Raw genomic sequence first — 22,074 nt, 5'->3', positions numbered from 1 at the left:
TTATTTAAACCCTCTTTCAGTTACGTATCCTGGTATGCTCCAGATTCTGAGTGACTCATTTTTAGCCTTTTCTTGTGCTTCCTCTAATTCTAGTAGATACTTTGTGTTAGGCTCTTTGACATAAGCCACACGTGCTAATCCATCTCTCACGAGTGTTTCCTGAAGTAGCATCCCATCCACAAATATATAGCCCAATGTACGGCCATAGCGATCAGTTCTATCGCCCTTATCGTATTCAAAAGTAATTTCTGAAGCAGTAGACAAAAGCTCTTTTGTACGGTTGCTGGCTTCCAAACCAAATGGCTGTACTTTTGTTTTCGGCTTTACAGTCTCGGGTGTATCTACTAATAAAAAGCGAACCTTTTGTTCTTTTCCGTCTATTCTTAACACGGTGGTATCTCCATCAACATGACGGACAAATTCAGCTGGTATACGATTATCGTTCGAAATAGTTTGAGTAAAATTACCAGTACCATCATTCGAAATATCTTGTGCTTTTTGTTCAAGACTTGCGCATCCTGATAATAGCAAAGTGGCTGCTGTTAGCAGTAGCCACTTTTTTCCAATAAATAGTTTCATTTCCTAACTCCCTAACTTTTTTTCCGTTTTAAAGAATACTCAATTTTCTTTTTTTCTAACCTATCAAACGTTAATCCTTCAACAGCTCGTTCCCATTTTGTTTGTTGTTCTGTACGTTTCTTTGTACTGTCTGCATATATTTTTTGTAAATCTCCATTAACCATGAGTCACTCCTCCTTAAAACGGTAAGTCATGATCTGAAATCTCAATAGAACTACCTTCTAAATCTGGAAAGGGTTGTTGCGTATTGCTTTCCTGCTGCCCAACTGGTGTAGGATTAGAAGCGTTAACACCACGTTGTTGACTAACTTCTTTTGACTCTAACAATTGGAAGCTTTCTACAACCACTTCTGTCACATAAATACGTTGTCCTTGTTGATTCTCATAGTTACGTGTTTGAAGTCTACCCACAAGACCAACCAATGTTCCTTTTCGTGTATAGTTTGCTAAAGTTTCTGCAGGTTTACGCCAAATCACACACTGAATATAGTCTGCTTCACGTTCACCATTTTGATTCGTAAAATTCCGGTTAACTGCTAGTGTAAAAGCCGCAACAGCTACACCACTTGACGTATAACGTAAATCACAATCTTTTGTAAGTCTTCCTACTAAAGTCACATTATTAATCATTTAAAAAACCTCTTTCTATTATTTTTTTAGAAGTGATAGCAACTGGTACTATCACTTCTAAATATTTACTGTTTTACTAAACCACCAAACATATTTTTAAACTTGATTTCACCAAACTCTGAAAGGAACGGATCCGTTTCGTTTAAGCCGTAAGTGTATTGGTAATTCTCTACAATACTTTGATAATCCATTTCCCAGTCCTCTTCATACGGAGATATATAAAACAAGTACAACATTGTTATATCCCCCATATACTTTTGTTCAATCGCATAGTATACAAGTATATTGTTTTCTTTCTCGATAATTTCGATTGCTTTTTTTCGTTCTTCGTTGATCCAATAGTTGGCGCCTAGATATGATTTTCCCGAAAAACTAATTTTTCCTTCCTCAATAAATTGTGCAATTGTTGGTTCATGAATACCTAAAATCTTCATTCTTTTTCTTGCTTCCATTTTCATTTTTTCTAAATTCAATTGAATCCCTCGTTTCTGTTTATCTTTATAATTATTATACCATACATTGTATACAATGCATAGTATAATAATGAGGAATATTGACAAATTTTGGTTTTTTATATACTATATTTTGTATAGTATATATAGGAGGGTAATTCAATGAAAGATCTTTCTCGTGAAGAAGTTTTAACTTATTTAGAAAACAATGTGGTAGATAAACAAGGTGCTGCAAAAATTACAGGCCAATCATTAAATGCCTTCACACAATCCGTAAAATTGAATGCAATTAAGCCTTACTTTGAAATTAAACATGTAAACGGTGAACGACCTACTGTACGCTTGTATCACGTAGACGATTTAAAGGAATACGCAAAAAATAAACGAAGATAAAAGAGAACTCCCTTCTTTTATTCTCGTTTATTTTTTTATATAAAATCCTTAGTTTATTTTATGACTATTCACTGAAAAATCGTCTTTCCATTTTTTCATACCTAATTACTTTGTTTAGTGTTTATTTCTATCTCGCTCCAACCGCCACCGCCGCTCGAAAGAAATGCCTTGCTAAAGCAAGGCAAAACAAAAGAAAGAACTAGCCGCTTTGCGTCTAGTTCTTTTAAGTGCATTAAAATTTCGCCTCTTTGGCTCATGCTTTTACGGACGTGTGTCCTCTCAATCGTTTTATGACCGCTCATTGTCGTATGTCCCGGTCAGTCGCTGTTTGTTACAGTATCATAGCCAGTCGAAAAGACAAGGGTATATGAACTCACTCCGTTCGCCCTTGTCTTTTCTTGGTGTCTATGATTCTTTCTCGGCACAGCAACCGACCGAAACATACTGGCGAAAATGAACAATCAAATCTAAAAACGAAAGGAGGATAGTGTCCCACGTCCTAGCATGAGCCAAAGAAGCGAACAGCTTCCCTCCCTCACGCCAGACAAAAATGGTTGCTCAAAAACAAAAAAATAAAGGAGAGAACCAATGAACAAAAAAGAAAATTTCATTAATAGCTTATCCATTAATCGTTATTTAAATAACGATTTAAAATCGCTAGATTTAGAAGAATGTTTAGATTTATTTAACACATTACGCTCTCAATGTTTTTTGATTGATGAAAATAATTTGTATTTTGATTGCATTGATTTTGAAACTGTAGAATATTATCTTCAAAAATTATTTTCAATAGAAAGTTTTTACGACTTTAGCAAAGTGTATATTGAATGTTTGTTACAAGGCGAAAATATTTTAGAAAAAGAATTTACTCTTTTTCATTCAGACGAAAAAATGACGGTAGGGCAGTTACTTCAACCTTTTGTAATTGTCGGTAACGGTATGACTTTAGGAGATTGCTTACCAATTTTAACTGCGTTAGAGGCGCAAAAAACACTGATAGAGATTACCAAAAATAATAGAATACCAGAAAGGAAGTAGTAAAAATGAACGACCCACAGCTAAAAAATCAGCTAGAGCAAGCACGTAAAGAATATCAGAAGTTAAATAAAGCCATTCTTGAAAATGATACGCCTACATTGTTACTAAACTATGGTTGTCTGAAAAATGCCAATAATCGTTTGAATCAGTTAGCATTCTTTTTAAATCACATTGAATGGAAGGACGTATAAATATGGCAGAAAAAAAGAAAAAATACTGTGTAACAATTGTTGAAACCTTAGAGGTAGCTGTTTCTGTATTTGCTGAAAGCGAAGAACAGGCACATGAATTGGTTTCTAACATGTATTACGACCAAGAAATTATCTTGACAGAAGATAATCACGAAGCAACAGAGTTTATCATTTAAAACAACGAAAGAGGAGAGCTTTTATGGGAACACGAACAGCAATTTTTAAAGAACAAGCAGACGGAACGTATCAAGGCATATATTGTCACTGGGACGGTTATATAGAGGGAGTAGGTGCTGTTTTATATGAACATTACCAAGACCCTGAAAAAATTCAAAAAGTTATCAATCAGAAAAAAGGCCTGTCCTGTTTAGGTGTGAAAGAAAACGTACTTTACGAATACGACAATGTCGGCTGTCGGGAACTAACTTGTTGTGGTTGGCACGAGTTTTGTCTATATGTTCGACCAGAAACAGAAATGTATCTTGCACAATCATTAGAAGAAATAAGAGAACAACAATACCTCACGCTAACTGACCTTGACCGAATTGACGGTTGGACGGAACTCGTTGAAGGGAAAGTAACCTTTACACCTTATCGTGGCTCTGATAACAACGGCTATTTATATGCACAACGTCAGTCTGGAGAGTGGCTAGTAAGTACTATGAATTGCAATGGAGATATGAAAGATTTTGAACCATTATCAAAGTATTTCCACGAAAAAAAGACAAAAAAAGAAACCTTTTGCTAACGACAAAAGATTTCTAATAGGACTTTACTTGAATTACTAACCGTAGTTCAAGTATAACGTACCGACTGACCTTTGACAAGCGAAAATTTGCTCCCCTCTTACATATGTAAGAGGGGAAGCTTAAAAGAAACGAGGGAACGTTATGGACTTTCAAAATATACAAACTGTAAATGAATTAACACACGCACTCAAACAATACAAACCAACACTAGCAACGACAATTTTTGACGACATACAAGGCTATATCAGTGTCGCTTTCAGAAAAGAACACATTGAAAAAGACGGAAAAAACGTTCAGTTTTTATGTTTTTATCCTAATTATGAGGTCGCTCTTTATCCAGTCGAAACGTTATTGACTTACCTTGAAAAATTACCAGAACAAGCGATTGTTGCGATAAAAGACCCCAACGGACACTATTCATCACTGTTTCTAACGATTGACGAAACAATAGACCAAGGAAATAAATATAAGTGGCTAGTGATTAGCGACAAACTTTCTTACGAACGATTTTTCTTTACTGCCCAAGAAAGCATACAAGAAAAAGCCTTTGAGAAAATGCTAAAAGAACTAGAAACCGACCACGACAGCACACTAGAAGTTGTTCATAATTGGTTATGCCAACAAACAGACGAAGCGCTTTTTCTAGGTATTCTCAAAAAAGATAGAACGTTAAAAGGTGCTATGACTTACTGCATAGGAAAAGCCCAAGAACAAGCCAAAAACCAATCAAGCGCCATGGTGGCGGACGAAGTGGTTTTCAGTTGGATAAAAGAGTATTTCTTATTAGAGAAATTACCAGAAACCAAAGCAGTTGGTAAAGTAACGACCACAACAAAAAAGAAACCAACCAAAAAATCAGAAACAAAATCAGAAAGAAAAGAGGTGGACGAACAAATTGATTTGTTCGAGTGCGTATGAATAAAAAAACACCAAAACCATTAACCCCACCCAAAGCCTTTTTTAACTGGTGTACTGCACAAATACCCACGTATGAATGGCAAAACAAAAAGGAGACAATTCTTGCGAGTTCTCGCAAGAATTGCCCTATCATAAAAAAACGATTAACAAAATACTCACGATTATCGTTTCCAACGAAATTTTACTCCTTTGGAATCATTCTCGTTCGTGCAAAACGAATTGAAATTCAAACCCATAGTTATTGGCAGACGATTACAGATGGAATAGAAAACCTTATCTATGAGCCGTCAAACCTTGAACGGTTTTCAAACGATACCCATGTTAAAGCCCATTATGAGAACGGACATTGGCATGAGGGCTTGTTAGCAAATTATGGTTTTATGAGTAGTGCTTATACAAATACAGTATTCTATCCAAATAACTGGCAAGAAAAACTAACCACTGTATCGGAATTAAAGTACTTACAGTTACCTGAAATAGAACGTCAAGAACTAGCTCATATTTACAAATACCGAAACGAAATTGAGTTTTTACAAAAGATAGGTGCCACAACCTTAGCGAATGAAATCATTTTTGACGACTATCGCAACGTTTTTGGACTGTATTTTCATAAAGTAGATATGAGAGTAATTACTAAGAAATGGCTAAAAGCGAATAAACAAAAATTAAAAACAAGAAATCCAACCTTTCATGAATTCATGTTAGAAAAAACGTTAAAAGAGCGAAATGCGCCTATGATAAACGAAATAGAAAAGTACGTGCATTATTCGCAAATTAAGCAACTACCGAAAGAAGTGAACTTAACAAAGTTTCAAAAATGGTTTATACGAAAAGGGGAGCGTTTTGACTATTATATGGACTATTTACACATGTTAGAAGAGTTGAACACCCCACTTAATAACGATAGTGTATTGTATCCTGAAAACTTACAAGTAGCTCACGATAACGCTATGAACACGCTAAACCTTTTGAAAAGTGAGATTGAAGAAAAGCAGTATCAAGAACGGAAAAACCAAATTAAAGCGTTAGAAGCTGAAATTGACGATTTGCTTTTTCTCACACCACATTCATTACAAGAAATCATTCAAGAAGGAAGTATTCTACGCCATTGTGTGGGCAGTCAACACTATATCGAACGGCATACGCAAGGAAAAACAACGATTGTTTTTATCCGAAGAAAAGAAAAGCCAGATATGCCTTACTTCACATTAGAATATCGAAATCAACAGGTTATACAAATACAAGGAAAATGTAACCGTCAGGAAGTACCAGAAAAGATAAAACAAGCAGTCAGACAATGGCAAGAGAATTTACAGCACGCCTTATCATCATAATATAAGACAAACCTGATACTCGCTTTTAGCGAGTATCTTCTTGATTAGAAATCAAGAAAAGAGCGTTTTTTTCAGCGCGCCAAACTCCCACCGCCACCGCCGTTAAGGCGCGCTGAAAAAAAAGAAAGGCTTCCGCCTTTCTTCTTGTAGAGAATGTGTTATAATAAACATGTAAAGAGGACGTACTAGTCATACGCCCTCATGATAGCACCGTTTAAGACGGTGACCGATAGTTAAATATTTTTACAAAAAATAACCAAACTCGGCTAAAGTTGACGGTTATTTTTTGTTGTTTTTATCACTAATTTTTAGAATTAATGTCGCAAAAGTAATCGCAAACATTAACGCTTCAAAAATAGTCAAAGCTAGTCCTTTCTAGGAGTATAGCCAAAAATCAACATAGGCAATCACCCCTTTTTCAGAGATTAGCCACCGTCATAAACCTTTACTATCTCGTATATTATACCATAAAACGCCTTGGCTTTTTTAAGTTAAGGCGTTTTAGCATAGGAGCAATTATTCAGCCCACAGTTTGCTAGGAACCTTGCTTAACCAATCAGAAAAATCTAAAAACCAGCCTCCTAATTCTTCATTCAAGGCAGCTAGATAATGAAAAAGCAGAACAAGTAATCCAAATAAAAGCCAACCAACCCAACTTGCCCATTCGATTCTAAGTTCTTCTGTTGCTAAGATCACAATTGGTGTTATTAAAAAAAGAAAAGCCAAAACTCGGGCAATAATCAATAATAAAGTGGTGGTAAATCCACTAGTAAGCAATGTTAAAATTCCAATATATCGGAAAAGTAAATGAAGAATAAAAAAAGGTAAAAATAGTATTACAGACAAAATACGTTTAAAAACTAACATAAAATTCTCCTCTCCGTTCACCAATAGATAGTTTATAGTTTGGGCTTAATGTCGGTTTGCTTCTCTGGCTCTTTTTCCTGTACGGCTTGAATTTCATGAAGCTGATTAATTTCATTTCGAGTTCGTTCCAGTTTACTCTCTAACAAAGTTTGACTGGTTTTAATTGCTTCTATTTCTCCTCGAACATCTTCATAAGAAAATTCCGCAAGCGTTGCGTCCGGTAACAATGTTTTCAATTTTTTCTGAATTAACTCTGGATCTCCCTGCAGTTCATTTTCTAATAAGAGGTTACTTAATTGGTGCAGCTCTAACATCTTCTCGTCAAGAGTCTCTAAAGTTTTTTCTGCTTCAAGAAAAGCAACTTCTAATTTTTCTTCTAATAATTTTAGTTGTCTTGTGTCCTCGATTTCATTCGCCGCTAAAAAGTTAATGGCACTAACTAATTCATCAATGGTTTGCATCACAGGTTCTCTTTTCAGTGGTGTTTGTCCATTATACAGTCGTAATTGTTTAATCAACGAAGCCCCTGTTAAGTATTTACTTTTAGTAGCATCCTTGTCGCTCATAAAATAAAAATACTCATTTCTTTTAATATAGATATTGTAATTACCGTTGTCTAATGGATCAACCTTATACCCTCCTACAAAGAGCTTTCCAGAATTGCCATAGCCATAATCGATATTTATATAATATCCTCTTTCTGTTTTGTGAGACAGTTGCCATGGTTCTATTGTAAATTGATAGTCAAAATTATTTTTTTCTTGTTCATTTTTTTCTTCGTATCTTTTGACACATTCTTCCACTGTTAGAACGTTTTTATTTTCTTTTAATCGTTCAATAATCTTTTCATAATTATATCTAGTGGGGTCACTTTTTGACAAGCTTCGACTACGAGTATTTTTTATTTGTGGTTCGTCAAGCAATCGATAGGTCGTCCACTTATTAGAAAAGTCTGCCGATAAATTCAAAGCTTCTGCTTTTTCTAGGAAGTCATTAATTGAAGAACTTTGTTCTAATAAAAAGTCTAAACGACTTTTTATTTTTTGTTTATAAATGGACTCTGTTTGCCATTTTGTATATTTTGTATGAGTTTGCTTCGGTGATTTTTCAATAATTTTTGCGCCTTCCTTCGCTGCAATCTTATCCGAAATTTGTTCAAAGACTCTTTTGGTTCCTTTTTGCCAGCGAAAGGCTTTACCTGTTTTTAAGTTGGTTGAACTAAAAATAATATGATTGTGTAAATGTTCTTTGTCGACATGTGTGGCGATCACAAATTCATACTTTCCACCTGTCAATTCCATCACCGTGTTGTACCCTATTTCATGTATTTTTTCTGGCGTTAAATCATCTTCTGGAGAAAATGATTGGATTAAATGGTGTGCTAAAACGGCGTTGCCTTTTTCTAATTCTGTTAACGTTGGCGGAAGCAATCGTTCTGATTTTGGATCGAATGTGTACCCGATTTTTCGTTGAATTGCTGCTTGTAATTTTGTTAATTTAAATTCTTCATAAGGATTTGTTGGATCCACAATGCCATGACCAGAAACTAATTTTTTCATGTATGTCTTATCGTCATTCACAATATATTGAAATAAATGTTCCAAGTGTTCAGACGGATTATCATTCGTGACTTCAGTTTTTTCTGCATTCTCAATATACGAGCAGGCATTGTTTAATTTATCAAATGTATGAATAACAAAATGTTTTGTATACACCATTTACGATTGATCCTTTCTCTTTATTAATTTATTTAATTCGCTCTGAACCAGCGCATTTAAACTTTGAACTTTATCGGTTAAATCTTTAATATCTTCAGACGAAATTTCGTGAAACTGATTGGCCAGACGGGCCATTTGATTAATATTAATGCCAATTTTATGAATTTCGGTAGTTAGTCTGTTGAGTTCGGAATAGTCAACGTGGCGAATTTCTCCTTGAATCAAAAGGTGCAAGGCAAAATTTTGAAAGTTTGGAAAAAAACTTTCCTCAATTTTTCGTTTGATTAAGTTATTTTCTTCTTCTGATAGTCTAACTATTCTTTGAATAGGACGTTTTAGTTTTTGTTTATTCTCCATAATTATTTCTTCTTTCTTTTACATAATAAGTAGTCTCCTTAGTTTGACAATTGGTTATACCCAAGGGTAGGCTTTCTTTTTGCAAGCGGAGCAACATGCTAGCATGTTGCGATATTTTGAATGACCCCTACCAAAAATACTGGTAGGAGTCGTTCAAATTTTTGGGGTTCCCCCAATCCCCATCGCTACACTTTGACATTTATTGACGTTTCGACTTACCATTTTTGACCTTTATTTTTTCTTTTTTATTGATAAGGAGCTAATAACTCATCCAGAAAGACCAAATACGCGTCATTGCCTTTCAACTTTCGTAAATAAGTGGCTGCTTCTTCGTAAGGAAATAAATCAATTTCTAATTCTTTTTCTTTAAAATCATGAATCAACGTATCCAGTTCTTTTAGCACCGTTCCTTTTGATTTTTCTTTCTTTTTCTGGTGGACTCTTGGTTGTTCACTAAGCGGGTCTGCCAAAAAAAATTGTGTCAAAATAAATTTACTTTCGTCCGTTAATTGGTCCATTTTGTTTTCTCCTTTTCTCTTATTATTTGTTTTTAAAATCGAGTAGGATTTGCTATTTGAGCAGAAATTTTTGGTTCATTTTGTTGCCTTTTTTGCTCGTTAGCTTGGGACTTTCCCACTTCAGTTTCTTTTTTCTTCACGTTCAATAAACGTTCTTCAAATTTATTTTGGGGAAGTTGAATGCCTTTTTCTATGGATAAAGCATGGTCGGCTTTTTCAATTAGAGTGCGCGCCTCTTTCGTGATTGTTTCTAACGATTGCGTAAATTCTTCTAACTTTTCTCCTTGCCTCGTCCAAGAAGAAAGATAACCAAAAGAATACGAGGACGTATCCAGCCCTAAGTGACGGGAGACAATATAGGCAACTGATTCCGCTTCAAATTCTTGTCGAGAATAAACATCATCTCCAAATATCGCTTGCGAATCTGGGTGAAGCATGGCATGCGTCATTTCATGAAGTAAGACTTTTAAAGTCATCACTTCTCCTAAATGTTGTTGGAGGACAATTTCTTTTTTCGTTGGATCATAATACCCATTCGCACCACTTGCAATAGACGTGACAGTTACTGGAACTGGGCAAATCTCAACTAACGCATTGTAAGTTCTGGTGAATGTTTTACCGTCGCTAAGATTCTCTTCCAGATTATAAACAAGCTGTGGCAACTCTGCGCCTGTCGTTTGTTCTACATCAAAGACAGGCGTTAAAAAATAGCGCGTTTCTTTGACAATTTCTCCATTTTCATCCGTAACTTTTTTTCCATTCTTATCGACTTTATCTTTAAAATAAGGGGCATACACATACAGTGCTTTGCTGCCTTTTTTTACTTGACGATCTAACTTTTTCCACGCATTGTAACCAGCTACACGACGTATGTTTGGATTTTGTGCCAACAACAAACGAATATTTTTTGACGAATATTTATGAAATTTTGAAGCAAAATCTAAATAGTTTTTAAACGTATCACTTGTTAAATACTCTTTGATTCCGTCGTTCAAATGTTGCGATAATTTTTGATAATCTTTCTTTTTAATTATCTCTTCCAATGTTAGTTCTGGTTGGCTTTTTTGCTTCATTTGTGTTTTTTCAGACATTTCTTTATTCCTTTCTCTGGATCGTTTTTTTGCTTCTTGACGCTTTAATTTTGCTTCTTTTTTCTTTATTTCATTCTTTGTTTGCTTTAAAATATCGTTCCAATCCGTTTTACTTTTTCCTTCAATTAGTTTAGGTTGGTCAAGAGTAATTGGACACCAGCTATTTGAAAATTGTTGAATAAATTTCTTCCCTGCTTCGTCATTATCTACAGCCAAAACGAGTTGGACTTTTTCCGTTGTTAGTTTCGACTTTTCTAATTGTTCAAGGACGGTTGGCTTTTCTTCTTCTTTGACATAAGAGCCAATTTCATTGGCAATAAGCGTAGATACTGCGCCCTTTTTAAGTCCATTCGCACAAAATAATACCGCATCTCCAATCGTTTCTTTTTTTAATTCGTAATAACTCATGAGATCTATAGGTGCTTCAAAAACAATGATTTTGATTGGCTTTTCTGACGTAGCTTCTGCAATTTTTGGTGGATACCCTACACGAACAGTCAACCCATAATAGCCATTTCCCCAGACACGCTTTAACCGTCCTCGTTCGCCATGTAGCTTCTTATTTTCCCAAATACCTTGTAAGGCAACGCCTTTAATTTTTTCTTCAAGACCAACGTGCTTGAAGACTATTACTGGTTCACTTTGTCCGGTCTCTTTATCTGTATACGTGGATTGTGCCATGAGGTTTTGTTCAAAAAAGAAATCAATTGTTTCTCTTGATAACTTACGTTCCTGAAGCAAGTAATCAATGGTGGCATTTTGTTGTGTATGTTCTTTCATATAATAATGAAAGTTCGTCGGAGTAGGTTCTTTCAACGTTTCAACAGCCCCTGCTTCTACGGTCTGTAAATACTGCAATGCTTCAGCGTGTGTACACTCTTTTATCACTTGAACAAGCTTGATACTCCCACCACCAACTTGGCGAGAGTTCCAATAAAAAGCATTCTTCTTAGGGGTTAAAACAAAACTATCGTGCTCTGACCAGGTATAACTTTGTCCCTGTCGTACAAGTGTTATTCCTAAACTTTCTGCGACATCCACAATACTTTTTCGTTCAATTTCTTCTAACACTTTTTGTCGTTGTGCATGTGTCATTGGCATTTTCTGTTCCTCCTTTTTCTATTTTCTGAAAGAAAAAAACGCACGTCTTTTTAAACGTGTGTTTCTTCTTTCAGTTCACTTGTAATTTCTCCATGGTCAATAATATCTGTTGCCGAGATTTTATCCAAAATAGCTTCTTCATCAGTCATATATCGGCGCCACGTATACCACTTATCATCAGTCGGTCCTGTTGCTAGTTCATCTGCTCGGTCATGCTGAAAAGCATAGAATTTTTTATCTTTAAAAACATGCTCTTTTGATATAAAAACCAGACACTCGTCTCCTCCAATAAGCGCAACTTCACTCCTGTCAATCAAATCGCGCCCGTATTTATCGCGATTTTCGGATCCTCCACCTTGATTTCCTTTATTCATGCTATGTTTCCGAATGGATAACGTTTGTTTCCCTGCACGTGCAGACAGATACTTGGTGGTTTCTTCTTCGTCCCCACCAAGGTATAGTAAACACGCACATCCGTTTAGAATGTTTTGCCACCCATTGCGATAAAGCGTTTGTAGTTGGTTCAAGGATTGTAAAACAATGGTAAACGACATTTCTCGCTTACGAAACGTGGTCAACATTTTCTCAAAGTGAGGAATTCGGCCAATATTTGCAAATTCGTCAATTAAGAAGCGGACATGTAGGAGTTCTTTTCCTTCTTCTAGTACTCGTTTTCCTAAACGTACTTGGTCTGATTTATTTCGCAACACTTCTCCGACTGTCGCAAACATCAACGCTGCAATAAAATTAAACGACGTATTAGTTTCAGGTATCGCAATAAACACTGCTGTTTTTTCTTCATTCCAGGAGTCAATATCCATCGTGTCTGTACGAATCATATTGACCACTTCTTCATGGTCAAAAACAGAGTAACGTGCAGCAGCTATCCCTAGAACGCTGGCTCTCGTTTCACTCTCATACAAATTGTTAAACAAAGTCCATTGTCGGTAAGCGTAGTTGTCAGGAATGGCCTCGTTTAACTCCTCAAACCATTCTTCCACTGGGCTAGGTACATTTTTATCTTTTCGTTTTAGGTGGCGTAACATGTCCGCAATCATTCCTAAATGTGGCGTATAATCATTTCTACGACCGTCAAACCATAAATACGCAATAAGAGAGCGAACCAATAAGCCTTCGGCTTTTATCCAAAAATCGTCCCCGGTCGTTTTTTCCACTTCTTTTGTTGCTTCAGTGACAGCTTCTAAAACTCGGTCCACGTCTAATTCGGAGTGCATATACTCAAAAACATTGAACGTATCACTATTTGACAACGTGTTTAAGTCTAAGACCTTAATCTTGTACTTGCCTTTTTTCAATAAAAGTCCAATCTCTGGCAATATCCCACCGTCTGGGTCTGTTGTGATAAAGCTGGCATGTCGTTGCATAAGATTGGTTTTGATAAAAGCTAACGTTTTGGCCGCTCCAGAATCACCTAGAATGGCGATATTCTTATTTTTTTGTAGCTTGATTGGTAAACGTTTATTAAAAAGAGAAATTTTTACATGCTTACTAACAATAATATTGTTTTCAGGAATTGGATCTTCATATTTTTTCATTTCAGCAGGTGTAGCAAAACGAGCCGAACCGTATTCTTCTCCATGACGGTAGATTCCACGATCATTATCTCGCACATACATTAATAGCCCTAAAAGAAAACCAAGTACTCCTACACTAAATCCTAATAGACTTGGTGTTATAAAAAAACGATAAAAAGTTTGTTCGATATACGTCAGAATGTCTTTTGTAAAGAGATAATTCGTTTTTGAAAAATAGTCTGTCCCTGGTAACAGCCAAAAGAAATTTCCTATTCCAAAGCCAATCACAAATAGAAAAACACCAAGGTAGAGATACGGTTTCAGTTCTTTTTTGTACGTCTGCATTACAGTTTCCTTCCTTTTGTGATTGTTTTTGTTTGATCAATTTTACCCACGTATTTTTTATTGGCTGCAGTGTAGGCTAACCGTTCATCAAAAGTCATGGTATTTGGCTTACGCAAAATCATTTGTGGGTTCTTCTTAATATCCGTTAACACGCGTTCTAAGGCTTTCTTTGCAAGTTCCGTATCTTTTACTCGAAAATAGAAGTTAGTCCCTTCTTTGGTTTCTTTAAACGCAAAAGGAAGCCCTTGGGCTTCCAACTGTTCTTTTAACTTATTTAAATTCACTTTTTCATGAAGTTGCGCCGAAGTCAGTGGATCCTCACGATTCATTAGCTTATACAAATTATTTTCCCCTTTTAAAGGAAGAAACTTGTCTTTTAACGCCAATACACCATCACTGGATAAATTAAGCAGCACTTTTAATACTTTATCTAAAGTACTAGTACCTAAAACATAATAGCGGTGTACAATTTCTCTTTGTTCCACCAAAAATCTCCTCCTTTACAAAAAAAAACTAGCAATTTTTGCTAGTCTTTTTTTATGGTTCTACTTTTTTGATATGCCGTAAACAATTGTAAGGGAAAGTGATAATCCTTATTTCTTAGCTAAAAGAGGCTTTTTACTAGCTAAGAAAAAGCTCTTTTTTATAAATAAAGTCCCTCTGGCTTCTTTGAAAATGTACTTAATTTTTGTTCTAAGTCATTGATTTCTTCCTGCTTAGTCGCAATCTCCTCGGTCAATGTGGCTAACTCGTCTTTTTTAAACTGAATCTTTTGTTCCAGAATTTTCTTCTGTGTTTCTTTATCGGCTATTTCATCTGGTTGCTCTTTTAATTCAGTTGTTTCCTTTTCTTCAGTAGTAATAGTGGTTTTGTTGTTTTTCTCTAACTCTACAATATCCTGTGTTTCTTTATTTTTTTCTTCTAGCTTTACCTGATTTTCTACAGCTGAAGGCAATAGTTCTACAAAAGGAATCACTTTTTTTGTATCAAACGGATCTAAAAGATCATGAAAATAAGGATTGTCTTCTAAAATTGGTAAATCTATACGCTTGCCATAAAGGATTTGGTCCTCTTGTTTTCCTTCTTTTATTTTTTCGACATAAAGCCACCCTTCTTCTTCCTTTTTAATAAGATCGTTGTTTACGCCAATCACATAACGAACAAGTGTAGCGGTTGAGTCGATCACCTCGCCTTTGATATTTTTTGAATGAAGAAGTTCATAGCGATAGGTTGTTTTATTCCCTATAAACACTTGCTTCACCACCTGCTTCTTTTTCACTCAACAACGCAGTCAATTCACTAAAAGATAAATTATTTTCTGTTAATAGAGCACTGACAATTTCCGCTTCTATTTGTTTCAATTCATTCTCTTTTTTAGCAATCGACTGTTTCAATGTATCGAGACGTTCATTGGCTTTATTAAGCTCTTTCTCCACTCGATCCTTCTTTTTTTCTAATTCACTTACTTTACTTTTCCCCACTGTTTGCACTCTCCTTTGCTGATTCTTCTGTCGTTACTACATGTGTATTATATGAATTTGGCTCCTCTTGTAATTCATTGGTAAGTGTTACTGGTGCCATTTTATCCACTAAAAAATTAGCGCCTTGTTTTACAAAGGTTAATTTCAGCGCTTCTTGATTGCTCTGATTTTTCAACGCTCCTTCATCATTATTTCGTTTGGTTCGTTGTGTATTCTTATACGTGACGTCCACAATGACTTCGTTGTTTTCAGTATCAATATAGATTTTATACGTATCAAGTACTTGATTGACTACATAGCCTTTATACGCTTGATTAACAGGCTGTTTTTCTACATTCACTAATTCGTTATACATGGCGCTTGTCACCAAAGGTTCATAGCGATTTCTATTTTCGCCAAGATCTTTTTTTGTATAATACGCAATCAAAAATTTTTTTACCGTACTTGTTGTTAATTCCTCTTTTTTCTCGACTTTTACTTGTTTTTCATTGGTGTTTACTTGTTTTCTTTGCCCAACACTAAGCCCAATCAAAAAAATAAGCATAATAAGCAGTAAGCTGCCACCAATAAAGCCAATTTTCTTGTATCTACTTAATTTTTCCATATTATACATTGTTCTTATTGGTTCCTTTCTTTTTAGTTTAGGCGCATAAAGTATTCGCCTGCTTCTTTTTTTAAGACACGCCAATTCATAGAATACTCACCACTGACATTCATTTCAGAAATGACAAAACTACCATCAGAGTTTACATGCTCCACATAAGCCACGTGTCCATATTGCGTACTAGAACCAGCTACACCATTTGTAAAAATAACAGCATCCCCTTTTTTAGGGGCCGATTCAAGTGTCGCTCCGGGCGTTTGACTGTAGTTATGCACCCATTGATTGGCGTTTCCCATAGTAGGGTGAATGCTTTTTCCTAACTGTGCAAAACGATTAAACACATACCAAGTACAATTCCCTGGCGCATACGCATTGCCTGGCCAGCCTTGTCCTGCTTTTGTTTCTCTGTCTGTGGGTAATGGTTGCATTTTTTCTTTATACTGCGCAAAGACCTCACTCCCAGAACCACCGATTGGTGTACCCGATCGAGAAAAGAATGTAAACCAATTTTGTGCAGCTTGAATTCGTTCTCCTAACTTGTCTCCGGGATTTCCTTCCCAAACAGTTAGAAAATAAGTAGTAAGTTCTGGAATAGTTGCAGCAACCTTACTTCTTGCTACATTATCTGCTGCTGTTCGTGAGCCTGGTGCATCGCCGTCAAAAATAAAGTCCAGTTGCAATTGCAGATCATACCATTTTTTATTTTTACCTTTGGCATAGTCTAATAACAACGTATGCCTACGACCACCATCAGCTGTATCCGTCCACTGACCTAAACCTAGTCCTCGATGGAGAATATTTGGAAAACGTCCCCCATAAATTTGCGGACCTCCCATAGAAAGCCAACTCGGTTCGTCCCACGAATTCCCATGCGCACCTACAGGCGGGTTCAAATAATCCCCTTCTGCACGTTTTGGATTAATGCCACTTTCTACCGAAAAATTGCCTAAAATCGCGCTAATTCCCTCTTTGGTGTATCCCTTTTTTGATAAATAATCATAAACAGCTTGCGCTCTTTTTTCGACACTTGCTCCAGGAGAAAAATCTGCACTTCCTAAAAGAGTCGTTTGCGTGTAGGTTACACGTGGAAAATAAAAGGCTGGATTTACAAAAAACCAGTCTTTCGTTTCTTTTTTATATTTTTCATACTGGAATGTAACTGTTGAATTCTTTGTATTCCCAAGAAATGTTCCCTCTTCAACATCCATACCTTTTGTTAGTCGAAGGGTATTCACACCACGAATCGTTAACCTAGCTACTTTCTCTTTTTCGATAACCAGCGTTTCTGTATCAGGCACCGAAACGATTTGGCCGTTCATTGGTGAATGAAACGGCTGATTATCTTCAATCAATACATCAATGCCTTGATATAAGGTGAGCTTCTCTTTTGATTTGTCATAGCCATAGCGCTTATTGACAATTAAAGCGTCAGTTTTTACTGGAAAAGAAAGGAGATCATCCAATGTTTGGTAGCCTAACTCTTTTTTTATCTCTTGATAATGCTTTGCTTGTTCCTCTTCGATAAAATAACTCGATTTCTTATCTGTCTCTAAACTTTGCATTGTTTTCAACTGATAATCAGGTTTCTTTCCGTTTAGTGCCGTCCATAGCTCAGATAGAATCGTTTCAAAATTCTTTGTACCAGTGGAATCCATATCTAATAATTTAAAATCATCGTACCGATAATTCATGTAGAAAAGAACTTCATCGATATTGCTATAAAACAAGTTGTTATCGTCTGTATGTTGCGCATCTAATTTAGTAAAATACGTCCATGAAGCGGTTAAATCTTCCTCTTCTTGAACAATCGCTGGTTTTTGTGTACTACTTGCAACGCCACTCAATAAAAAAACAAGAAAAAGAACCAATAAAACAACCCAAGAAATCGGATTTTTTAGAATCAATGCAGCGACTTTCCCTAATGTCTTCTGACCATTAAAAAAAGAACGAATCAAGCCAATACCTTGTTCGGCTTTCTTCGCTTCTTTTGCTGCTTTAAAGCGCATAGCACGATTCCGTAGTTGTTTCATAAGTTGTTTTTTTAACGTAAAGTCTTTTGGTGTGCGCTGAAACCCACGTCCTCTTGAAAAGTTAAATAAGCGATTCCCCAATCCATACGTATCTTTTGCAGTTTTCACCGAAAGATTCTTAACCGTTTTTCCTGTTTTCAAAGCTGTACGCATGTTAAATTTAGCTTGTTGTGTTTTTTCATAAAGGGTCATTGCTTCATTCAGTGTATCTTCCTGCGTTAACGTGGTTCGTACTTTTTGCGTCGCTTCTCTTTTCAACCCTTCCTTGGTTTCCCTTTTCACTTGGTTAACGACACGCGTTTCATCTACTTTTTTCGTTCGTTTGTAAGCAATTTTCTGTGCTTTTTTGCGTTTCTTTTGCTCTACAAATTTCTTTTTATCCAGTAAATGGTTAATACTTAAGGGTTCCTTCCCTGTTTTCAAGGTAAGTTTATGTTTTTTTAGGGATTGCTTGTAATTTTTCTTAGAAAGTTTAAACTCCTTTTTAGTCGTCTTTAACGCTTTTTTTTGCAACTTCGTCGCTTCTCTTGATTTTAAGGTCAAATTTTTTCTAAGACGCTCTTCTACTTGAGTTTCAACATGTACTTTTTCTTTCCAAGTACGCTTATTTTCTACCATATCCTCACATCCTAAGCGTCGGTGTTCATAATTTCAAATAGATGTGTTTCTTTTGGAATAGGATTTTCAAACGGAACAACTACCCCACCTGCAGAAATTAGCCCCGTTCCTTGTGGGGCTCGATCATTGATATACTTCTTCAATGCAGGTGTCAGACTTAAAATTTCTACTAATCGTTGTGAATCAATTGGTTTTTGCCGTAATAAAATCAAAAATTCACTATTGGCAATCATTTTTTGCCCCGCTTTACTGTCTAATAACGTCGTAGGGTTTTGCGTGATACCTGTTGTCACGGCGCCATACTTACGAATACGCGCCCATAAATTTAAGAACCACTCTGCTTCTTCTTCCGTTGTGAAATTGACTTGTAATTCATCAAAATACAAACGTGACGTTACTTTTCCTTGTCCGGATACTACTTGTTTCCACAACTGATCTAAAATCACTTTCATGGCAAACTTTTTCAAGCGATCATCTAATTTTTTTGTATTAAAGACAATAAAGGGTGCCGTTAAGTCGATATTCGTTTGGTGCGCAAAGATATCTTGTGAACCCACACAATAGGTTTCCACTTTATTCGCTAATTCTTTGGCACCTTCATCCGTTTGTTCTTTTAAGATTCTAAACCAATCGACTAATGTTGGCTCTGTCTCTTTGTTTTCAAAGCGTTCATACGTCAACAACGTCACACGGTCAACAAGTCCCGCATCCACGTCCGTATAGCTTTTTAGTAGCGATTCAAACATAGTGGATAACAAATTAGATTTTTCTTTAACTAAATCAAGTTCCTGGTCCTCTTCATCCAATAACTGCTTGTCTACCATTCCTAAAATATTCAAGTGGTTTTTTGTACCAGTTGAGATATCGAGTATTTCTGCATCCAATTCTTTCCCAATCGGTAAGTATTCACTTTCTGGATCAACAATTAAAAAGCGGTCCTTCGGAAATTTTAAACGCGTTGAAAGAATTTCCCATTTGGTCGCCATTCCTTTACCAGAACCAGACGTTCCGAAAATAAGCCCACTTGGTGTAATTAAATCTTTTTTTCGGTCAATAGTAATCATGTTCTTCGTCAACTGATTCCGGCCATAAAACTGACCTGTTGGGCTTTGTAATTCCACATTGGTAAAAGGTACTTGTGTAGCAATATTTGTTGTTGTTAGATCACGCATATAACTCATTTCAACGTCTAAGTAAGGTTTTCCAATCGGTAAGATTGTATTGAGTGCTTCTTCTTTGTAATTGTCTACTGTATCAAACACAACTTGCCAGGTTGCTCCTACGTTTTTCACCGATTCAACAGCTTCTAAAAGTTCCTTTTCTGTTTCTGCAATTAAGAAAACTGAAAATAGGCCATTAAATAACTTTTGGCCATTATTTTTTATTTCATCCATTAACGCATTCGTTGTTTCTTGGATTTCCTTTGCTTCTCCTGAAATCGCATCCTCTGAAACACCACTTCTGAAGTTTTGCTTCTGTTGCTTTTGAATGGCAACATCATTTAATGTCTTGGTTCCCTGTATTGCCTTTCTGGCTTCCATCATGTCATAAGGTCTGGCATGAATGCTAATCGCTAGCTCTCTTCCTGTAGCGCATAATTCTTTGATTAACTTATCTTCTAGGTATTTTGGGTATTGTTGAATGGTTAAAACAGCTGCGTAGTTTTCTCCTAACCGAAAATAAGCTTTATTGTTTGGAAACTTGATTTTACTTGGAACAATAAACGCTTTAGACGTTAGCCCTGATACGGCAATATCTTGATAGCTTGTGCCGAAATATTGTCCGTGGCGCAAAAAATAGCTGAACAAAGACAATCGCTCTAAGCCAGTCATTGGGGTTACCTCTAATTTAATTTGGTTGGCTTCAAAACGATTAGCAAAGTTCTGCATGATTCCTTCTAACTCTTTGTTAGCTTGTTTCATGGACGAACTTTTTGTGGTGAAAATAGCATATTTTTCAATCTTAAAGTTTCGCTCGTCTTGTTCATACTGCTTCGTAATAATTTCATTGATTTCTTGACGGTAGTTATCTAAGTGATCTCCCTGATACGCCAATAAAACGTCTTCCATCAACGACTCTTCTTCTCTTTTATTAACAACCAGCAGCTGATACCGAGAGTTTTTATCTAGTGTATTTAACCCTTCTGCATACCCCATTACCGTGTTTAATTGATCTTCTTCTACAGCAATTTCGTAGTCCACTTCTCCAAGTTTATAGCACTTAGAAAACTCATCCTCTACAATGTGCATGAGCCCTTCTTCAAACTGACTCGTATAAAAGATACTATCTTGTACGGTAGGATTTGCTTGTTGCTGTACACGTTTTTTTACTTTTTTATCTACTTTTTCAACGTTACTAGATAACGTCTGTTTCTTTGATTGTTTCTTTTTGAACAAATTCATCCTTTTGATACCTCCTTATTTTTCCAGCCTGAAAGGTTCGCTCCTCATAATAAAAGCGTAAGTAAAAAGCTCTTTTTACTTCTTTCCACTTATTCATCATTAATAAAACGGGATACCATCCTAACGCAAACGAGGTGACTAACGCACAAACCATAAATAAAAGATCCGGCAAAAAAAATACTTCTAACAGAAGAAGTATCCCTATAAAAACAAAGCAAACATACGCTTTAAATTCTCTGACTGTAATTCCCCAGATTTTTTTCTCTACTTTTGACAAATCTTTATAGAATTCTGAACTAATCGCCATTTTACATCGCTCCTACTAATCGTTTGGCAAATCCTTGTGAACCAACCAGAAGAATAATCACTGCCACATATTTTAAAATTAAATTAAAGTACGTCATAACATTAATGATGATCGCTCCAGCACCTGCCAAAATGCCACCTTCAAGAGATTCAAAGGATAGATAATCGTTTGCTGTTAATATCGGAATTAACCCAAGTAATAGAACCAACAGAACGCCTTGAAGCGCATAGGCCATGATTTGTTTCATGTACCCCATGGCAATCGAACGTAATTCATCATGAACAAAAAACGCCACAAACAACGGTGCAAGAGCTTTAATCATATACAATTGTATCCCTCGTAAGAAAATAAGAATATTTGCAATAATACTGGATAATACTAACGCAATATATGCAAATATTTGAAAGAAAAATACAATTGGTTTTGCCCACCAAGAAACTTTTTCCATTTGTGGGATCGCTTCACTTGTTCCTGTCGCTGTTACAATGGAATTAATCCATTTGGCTGCTTGAATTGTAAACCAAACAATGCCATCAATAATGTAGCCAGAACCCATAATACAGACGTACGCGATTACATACTTCAATGCAATGTTAGTTAATAGCTCGATTGTCAAACCACCGTCTTCTGATTGAAATTTCTTTTGGGTATTCGCCAATTCAATCATAAAAAGAATGCCTAAAATAGCGATTCCTAAAGGGACTAGGACTTTCGCTATTTTAGACATGGCTTCATTCGTTGTTGGATTGTATTCAGCTAAACTTTTAAATAGCTGATCGGTCGTTCCTTTTGGATTTCTCATTGCTTCCCCTCCGC

At 36.0% G+C, this 22,074-nt stretch carries 25 protein-coding genes; 7 read left to right on the top strand and 18 right to left on the bottom strand.

The genetic code is table 11. The annotated features are described in order from the left end of the window. The 4 genes from IGL49_RS12790 to IGL49_RS12775 form a co-directional block, all read right to left on the bottom strand. Complete coding sequence (locus tag IGL49_RS12790) at positions 1-579, bottom strand: thermonuclease family protein (protein WP_002395034.1); 579 nt, start codon at positions 577-579, stop codon at positions 1-3. Between the two features lie 11 nt (positions 580-590). After that, positions 591-743: a hypothetical protein gene (locus tag IGL49_RS12785; protein ID WP_002395035.1), complete on the bottom strand. Its 153-nt coding sequence runs from the start codon at positions 741-743 to the stop codon at positions 591-593. Between the two features lie 13 nt (positions 744-756). Beyond that, positions 757-1,209, bottom strand: coding sequence for a single-stranded DNA-binding protein (gene ssb, locus IGL49_RS12780; RefSeq protein ID WP_002393727.1), 453 nt, complete (start codon positions 1,207-1,209; stop codon positions 757-759). A gap of 65 nt (positions 1,210-1,274) precedes the next feature. After that, positions 1,275-1,769: a hypothetical protein gene (locus IGL49_RS12775; protein WP_002395036.1), complete on the bottom strand. Its 495-nt coding sequence runs from the start codon at positions 1,767-1,769 to the stop codon at positions 1,275-1,277. Positions 1,770-1,823: 54 nt separating this feature from the next. On the opposite strand from IGL49_RS12775, the gene IGL49_RS12770 reads away from it, so the two are divergent. The 7 genes from IGL49_RS12770 to IGL49_RS12740 all read left to right on the top strand — a co-directional run bounded on the left by IGL49_RS12770 (position 1,824) and on the right by IGL49_RS12740 (position 6,284). Continuing rightward, positions 1,824-2,054, top strand: coding sequence for a hypothetical protein (locus tag IGL49_RS12770; protein WP_002360849.1), 231 nt, complete (start codon positions 1,824-1,826; stop codon positions 2,052-2,054). Between the two features lie 588 nt (positions 2,055-2,642). After that, a complete protein-coding gene (locus tag IGL49_RS12765) occupies positions 2,643-3,092 on the top strand; it encodes a hypothetical protein (RefSeq protein ID WP_002367705.1) in 450 nt (149 codons plus the stop codon). Between the two features lie 5 nt (positions 3,093-3,097). Further along, on the top strand, positions 3,098-3,283 hold the full coding sequence (locus tag IGL49_RS12760) for a hypothetical protein (RefSeq protein WP_002360847.1): 186 nt from the start codon (positions 3,098-3,100) through the stop codon (positions 3,281-3,283). Continuing rightward, complete coding sequence (locus IGL49_RS12755) at positions 3,268-3,459, top strand: DpnD/PcfM family protein (RefSeq protein WP_002393732.1); 192 nt, start codon at positions 3,268-3,270, stop codon at positions 3,457-3,459. The genes IGL49_RS12760 and IGL49_RS12755 overlap by 16 nt, the downstream gene beginning before the upstream one ends. Positions 3,460-3,482: 23 nt before the next feature. Further along, entirely contained in the window at positions 3,483-4,031 is a 549-nt protein-coding gene (locus IGL49_RS12750; protein ID WP_002395037.1) for a hypothetical protein, read from the top strand. A 142-nt stretch (positions 4,032-4,173) separates the two neighbouring features. Then, on the top strand, positions 4,174-4,950 hold the full coding sequence (locus IGL49_RS12745) for a Cas9 inhibitor AcrIIA9 family protein (protein ID WP_002401695.1): 777 nt from the start codon (positions 4,174-4,176) through the stop codon (positions 4,948-4,950). Next, positions 4,947-6,284 carry a PcfJ domain-containing protein gene (locus tag IGL49_RS12740; RefSeq protein WP_011255115.1) on the top strand — a complete coding sequence of 446 codons (1,338 nt, stop codon included), beginning with the start codon at positions 4,947-4,949 and terminating at the stop codon, positions 6,282-6,284. Before IGL49_RS12745 ends, IGL49_RS12740 begins: the two co-directional genes overlap by 4 nt. A 516-nt stretch (positions 6,285-6,800) precedes the next feature. Here the strand turns inward: IGL49_RS12740 and IGL49_RS12735 are convergent. From IGL49_RS12735 to IGL49_RS12670, 14 genes are all read right to left on the bottom strand, one after another. Beyond that, the gene (locus IGL49_RS12735; RefSeq protein ID WP_010717225.1) at positions 6,801-7,151 is read right to left on the bottom strand and encodes a hypothetical protein; all 351 of its coding nucleotides are present in this window, start codon (positions 7,149-7,151) and stop codon (positions 6,801-6,803) included. A gap of 32 nt (positions 7,152-7,183) precedes the next feature. After that, positions 7,184-8,869 carry a relaxase/mobilization nuclease domain-containing protein gene (locus IGL49_RS12730; protein ID WP_002415208.1) on the bottom strand — a complete coding sequence of 562 codons (1,686 nt, stop codon included), beginning with the start codon at positions 8,867-8,869 and terminating at the stop codon, positions 7,184-7,186. Then, positions 8,870-9,226, bottom strand: coding sequence for a plasmid mobilization relaxosome protein MobC (mobC, locus tag IGL49_RS12725; protein ID WP_002393737.1), 357 nt, complete (start codon positions 9,224-9,226; stop codon positions 8,870-8,872). 245 nt (positions 9,227-9,471) lie between these two features. Next, positions 9,472-9,744: an LtrD gene (locus IGL49_RS12720; protein ID WP_002362409.1), complete on the bottom strand. Its 273-nt coding sequence runs from the start codon at positions 9,742-9,744 to the stop codon at positions 9,472-9,474. Positions 9,745-9,776: 32 nt separating this feature from the next. Continuing rightward, positions 9,777-11,936: an ArdC-like ssDNA-binding domain-containing protein gene (locus IGL49_RS12715; RefSeq protein WP_010784825.1), complete on the bottom strand. Its 2,160-nt coding sequence runs from the start codon at positions 11,934-11,936 to the stop codon at positions 9,777-9,779. 50 nt (positions 11,937-11,986) lie between these two features. Then, positions 11,987-13,816, bottom strand: a complete 1,830-nt coding sequence (locus IGL49_RS12710) for a VirD4-like conjugal transfer protein, CD1115 family (protein ID WP_010827906.1) — start codon at positions 13,814-13,816, stop codon at positions 11,987-11,989. Continuing rightward, on the bottom strand, positions 13,816-14,301 hold the full coding sequence (locus IGL49_RS12705) for a PcfB family protein (RefSeq protein ID WP_002386493.1): 486 nt from the start codon (positions 14,299-14,301) through the stop codon (positions 13,816-13,818). The genes IGL49_RS12710 and IGL49_RS12705 overlap by 1 nt, the downstream gene beginning before the upstream one ends. A 158-nt stretch (positions 14,302-14,459) precedes the next feature. Continuing rightward, positions 14,460-15,068: a hypothetical protein gene (locus IGL49_RS12700; RefSeq protein ID WP_002367924.1), complete on the bottom strand. Its 609-nt coding sequence runs from the start codon at positions 15,066-15,068 to the stop codon at positions 14,460-14,462. Beyond that, positions 15,052-15,297, bottom strand: coding sequence for a hypothetical protein (locus IGL49_RS12695; protein WP_002410289.1), 246 nt, complete (start codon positions 15,295-15,297; stop codon positions 15,052-15,054). The genes IGL49_RS12700 and IGL49_RS12695 overlap by 17 nt, the downstream gene beginning before the upstream one ends. Next, on the bottom strand, positions 15,284-15,910 hold the full coding sequence (locus IGL49_RS12690) for a hypothetical protein (RefSeq protein WP_011255114.1): 627 nt from the start codon (positions 15,908-15,910) through the stop codon (positions 15,284-15,286). Before IGL49_RS12690 ends, IGL49_RS12695 begins: the two co-directional genes overlap by 14 nt. A gap of 23 nt (positions 15,911-15,933) precedes the next feature. Further along, positions 15,934-18,549 (bottom strand): phage tail tip lysozyme, encoded by a 2,616-nt coding sequence (locus IGL49_RS12685; protein WP_011255113.1) that lies wholly within the window; start codon positions 18,547-18,549, stop codon positions 15,934-15,936. A gap of 11 nt (positions 18,550-18,560) precedes the next feature. Further along, positions 18,561-20,951 (bottom strand): VirB4-like conjugal transfer ATPase, CD1110 family, encoded by a 2,391-nt coding sequence (locus IGL49_RS12680; protein WP_002386486.1) that lies wholly within the window; start codon positions 20,949-20,951, stop codon positions 18,561-18,563. Continuing rightward, on the bottom strand, positions 20,905-21,258 hold the full coding sequence (locus IGL49_RS12675) for a PrgI family mobile element protein (protein WP_002367919.1): 354 nt from the start codon (positions 21,256-21,258) through the stop codon (positions 20,905-20,907). Before IGL49_RS12675 ends, IGL49_RS12680 begins: the two co-directional genes overlap by 47 nt. A 1-nt stretch (position 21,259) precedes the next feature. Further along, positions 21,260-22,060, bottom strand: coding sequence for a type IV secretion system protein (locus IGL49_RS12670; protein ID WP_002393746.1), 801 nt, complete (start codon positions 22,058-22,060; stop codon positions 21,260-21,262). Positions 22,061-22,074 lie beyond the last annotated feature (14 nt).

The sequence above is a fragment of the Enterococcus sp. DIV1337a genome (assembly GCF_051712285.1).
GTDB lineage: Bacteria > Bacillota > Bacilli > Lactobacillales > Enterococcaceae > Enterococcus > Enterococcus faecalis.
This window is presented reverse-complemented; position numbering and strand designations above follow the sequence as displayed.

Excerpts from the sequence above, each read along its gene's own strand:
- IGL49_RS12790 (WP_002395034.1), bottom strand. The coding sequence starts at position 579 with ATGAAACTATTTATTGGAAAAAAGTGGCTACTGCTAACAGCAGCCACT.
- IGL49_RS12785 (WP_002395035.1), bottom strand. The coding sequence starts at position 743 with ATGGTTAATGGAGATTTACAAAAAATATATGCAGACAGTACAAAGAAA.
- ssb (WP_002393727.1), bottom strand. The coding sequence starts at position 1,209 with ATGATTAATAATGTGACTTTAGTAGGAAGACTTACAAAAGATTGTGAT.
- IGL49_RS12770 (WP_002360849.1), top strand. The coding sequence starts at position 1,824 with ATGAAAGATCTTTCTCGTGAAGAAGTTTTAACTTATTTAGAAAACAAT.
- IGL49_RS12765 (WP_002367705.1), top strand. The coding sequence starts at position 2,643 with ATGAACAAAAAAGAAAATTTCATTAATAGCTTATCCATTAATCGTTAT.
- IGL49_RS12760 (WP_002360847.1), top strand. The coding sequence starts at position 3,098 with ATGAACGACCCACAGCTAAAAAATCAGCTAGAGCAAGCACGTAAAGAA.
- IGL49_RS12755 (WP_002393732.1), top strand. The coding sequence starts at position 3,268 with ATGGAAGGACGTATAAATATGGCAGAAAAAAAGAAAAAATACTGTGTA.
- IGL49_RS12750 (WP_002395037.1), top strand. The coding sequence starts at position 3,483 with ATGGGAACACGAACAGCAATTTTTAAAGAACAAGCAGACGGAACGTAT.
- IGL49_RS12745 (WP_002401695.1), top strand. The coding sequence starts at position 4,174 with ATGGACTTTCAAAATATACAAACTGTAAATGAATTAACACACGCACTC.
- IGL49_RS12740 (WP_011255115.1), top strand. The coding sequence starts at position 4,947 with ATGAATAAAAAAACACCAAAACCATTAACCCCACCCAAAGCCTTTTTT.
- IGL49_RS12735 (WP_010717225.1), bottom strand. The coding sequence starts at position 7,151 with ATGTTAGTTTTTAAACGTATTTTGTCTGTAATACTATTTTTACCTTTT.
- IGL49_RS12730 (WP_002415208.1), bottom strand. The coding sequence starts at position 8,869 with ATGGTGTATACAAAACATTTTGTTATTCATACATTTGATAAATTAAAC.
- mobC (WP_002393737.1), bottom strand. The coding sequence starts at position 9,226 with ATGGAGAATAAACAAAAACTAAAACGTCCTATTCAAAGAATAGTTAGA.
- IGL49_RS12720 (WP_002362409.1), bottom strand. The coding sequence starts at position 9,744 with ATGGACCAATTAACGGACGAAAGTAAATTTATTTTGACACAATTTTTT.
- IGL49_RS12715 (WP_010784825.1), bottom strand. The coding sequence starts at position 11,936 with ATGCCAATGACACATGCACAACGACAAAAAGTGTTAGAAGAAATTGAA.
- IGL49_RS12710 (WP_010827906.1), bottom strand. The coding sequence starts at position 13,816 with ATGCAGACGTACAAAAAAGAACTGAAACCGTATCTCTACCTTGGTGTT.
- IGL49_RS12690 (WP_011255114.1), bottom strand. The coding sequence starts at position 15,910 with ATGTATAATATGGAAAAATTAAGTAGATACAAGAAAATTGGCTTTATT.
- IGL49_RS12685 (WP_011255113.1), bottom strand. The coding sequence starts at position 18,549 with ATGGTAGAAAATAAGCGTACTTGGAAAGAAAAAGTACATGTTGAAACT.
- IGL49_RS12680 (WP_002386486.1), bottom strand. The coding sequence starts at position 20,951 with ATGAATTTGTTCAAAAAGAAACAATCAAAGAAACAGACGTTATCTAGT.
- IGL49_RS12675 (WP_002367919.1), bottom strand. The coding sequence starts at position 21,258 with ATGGCGATTAGTTCAGAATTCTATAAAGATTTGTCAAAAGTAGAGAAA.
- IGL49_RS12670 (WP_002393746.1), bottom strand. The coding sequence starts at position 22,060 with ATGAGAAATCCAAAAGGAACGACCGATCAGCTATTTAAAAGTTTAGCT.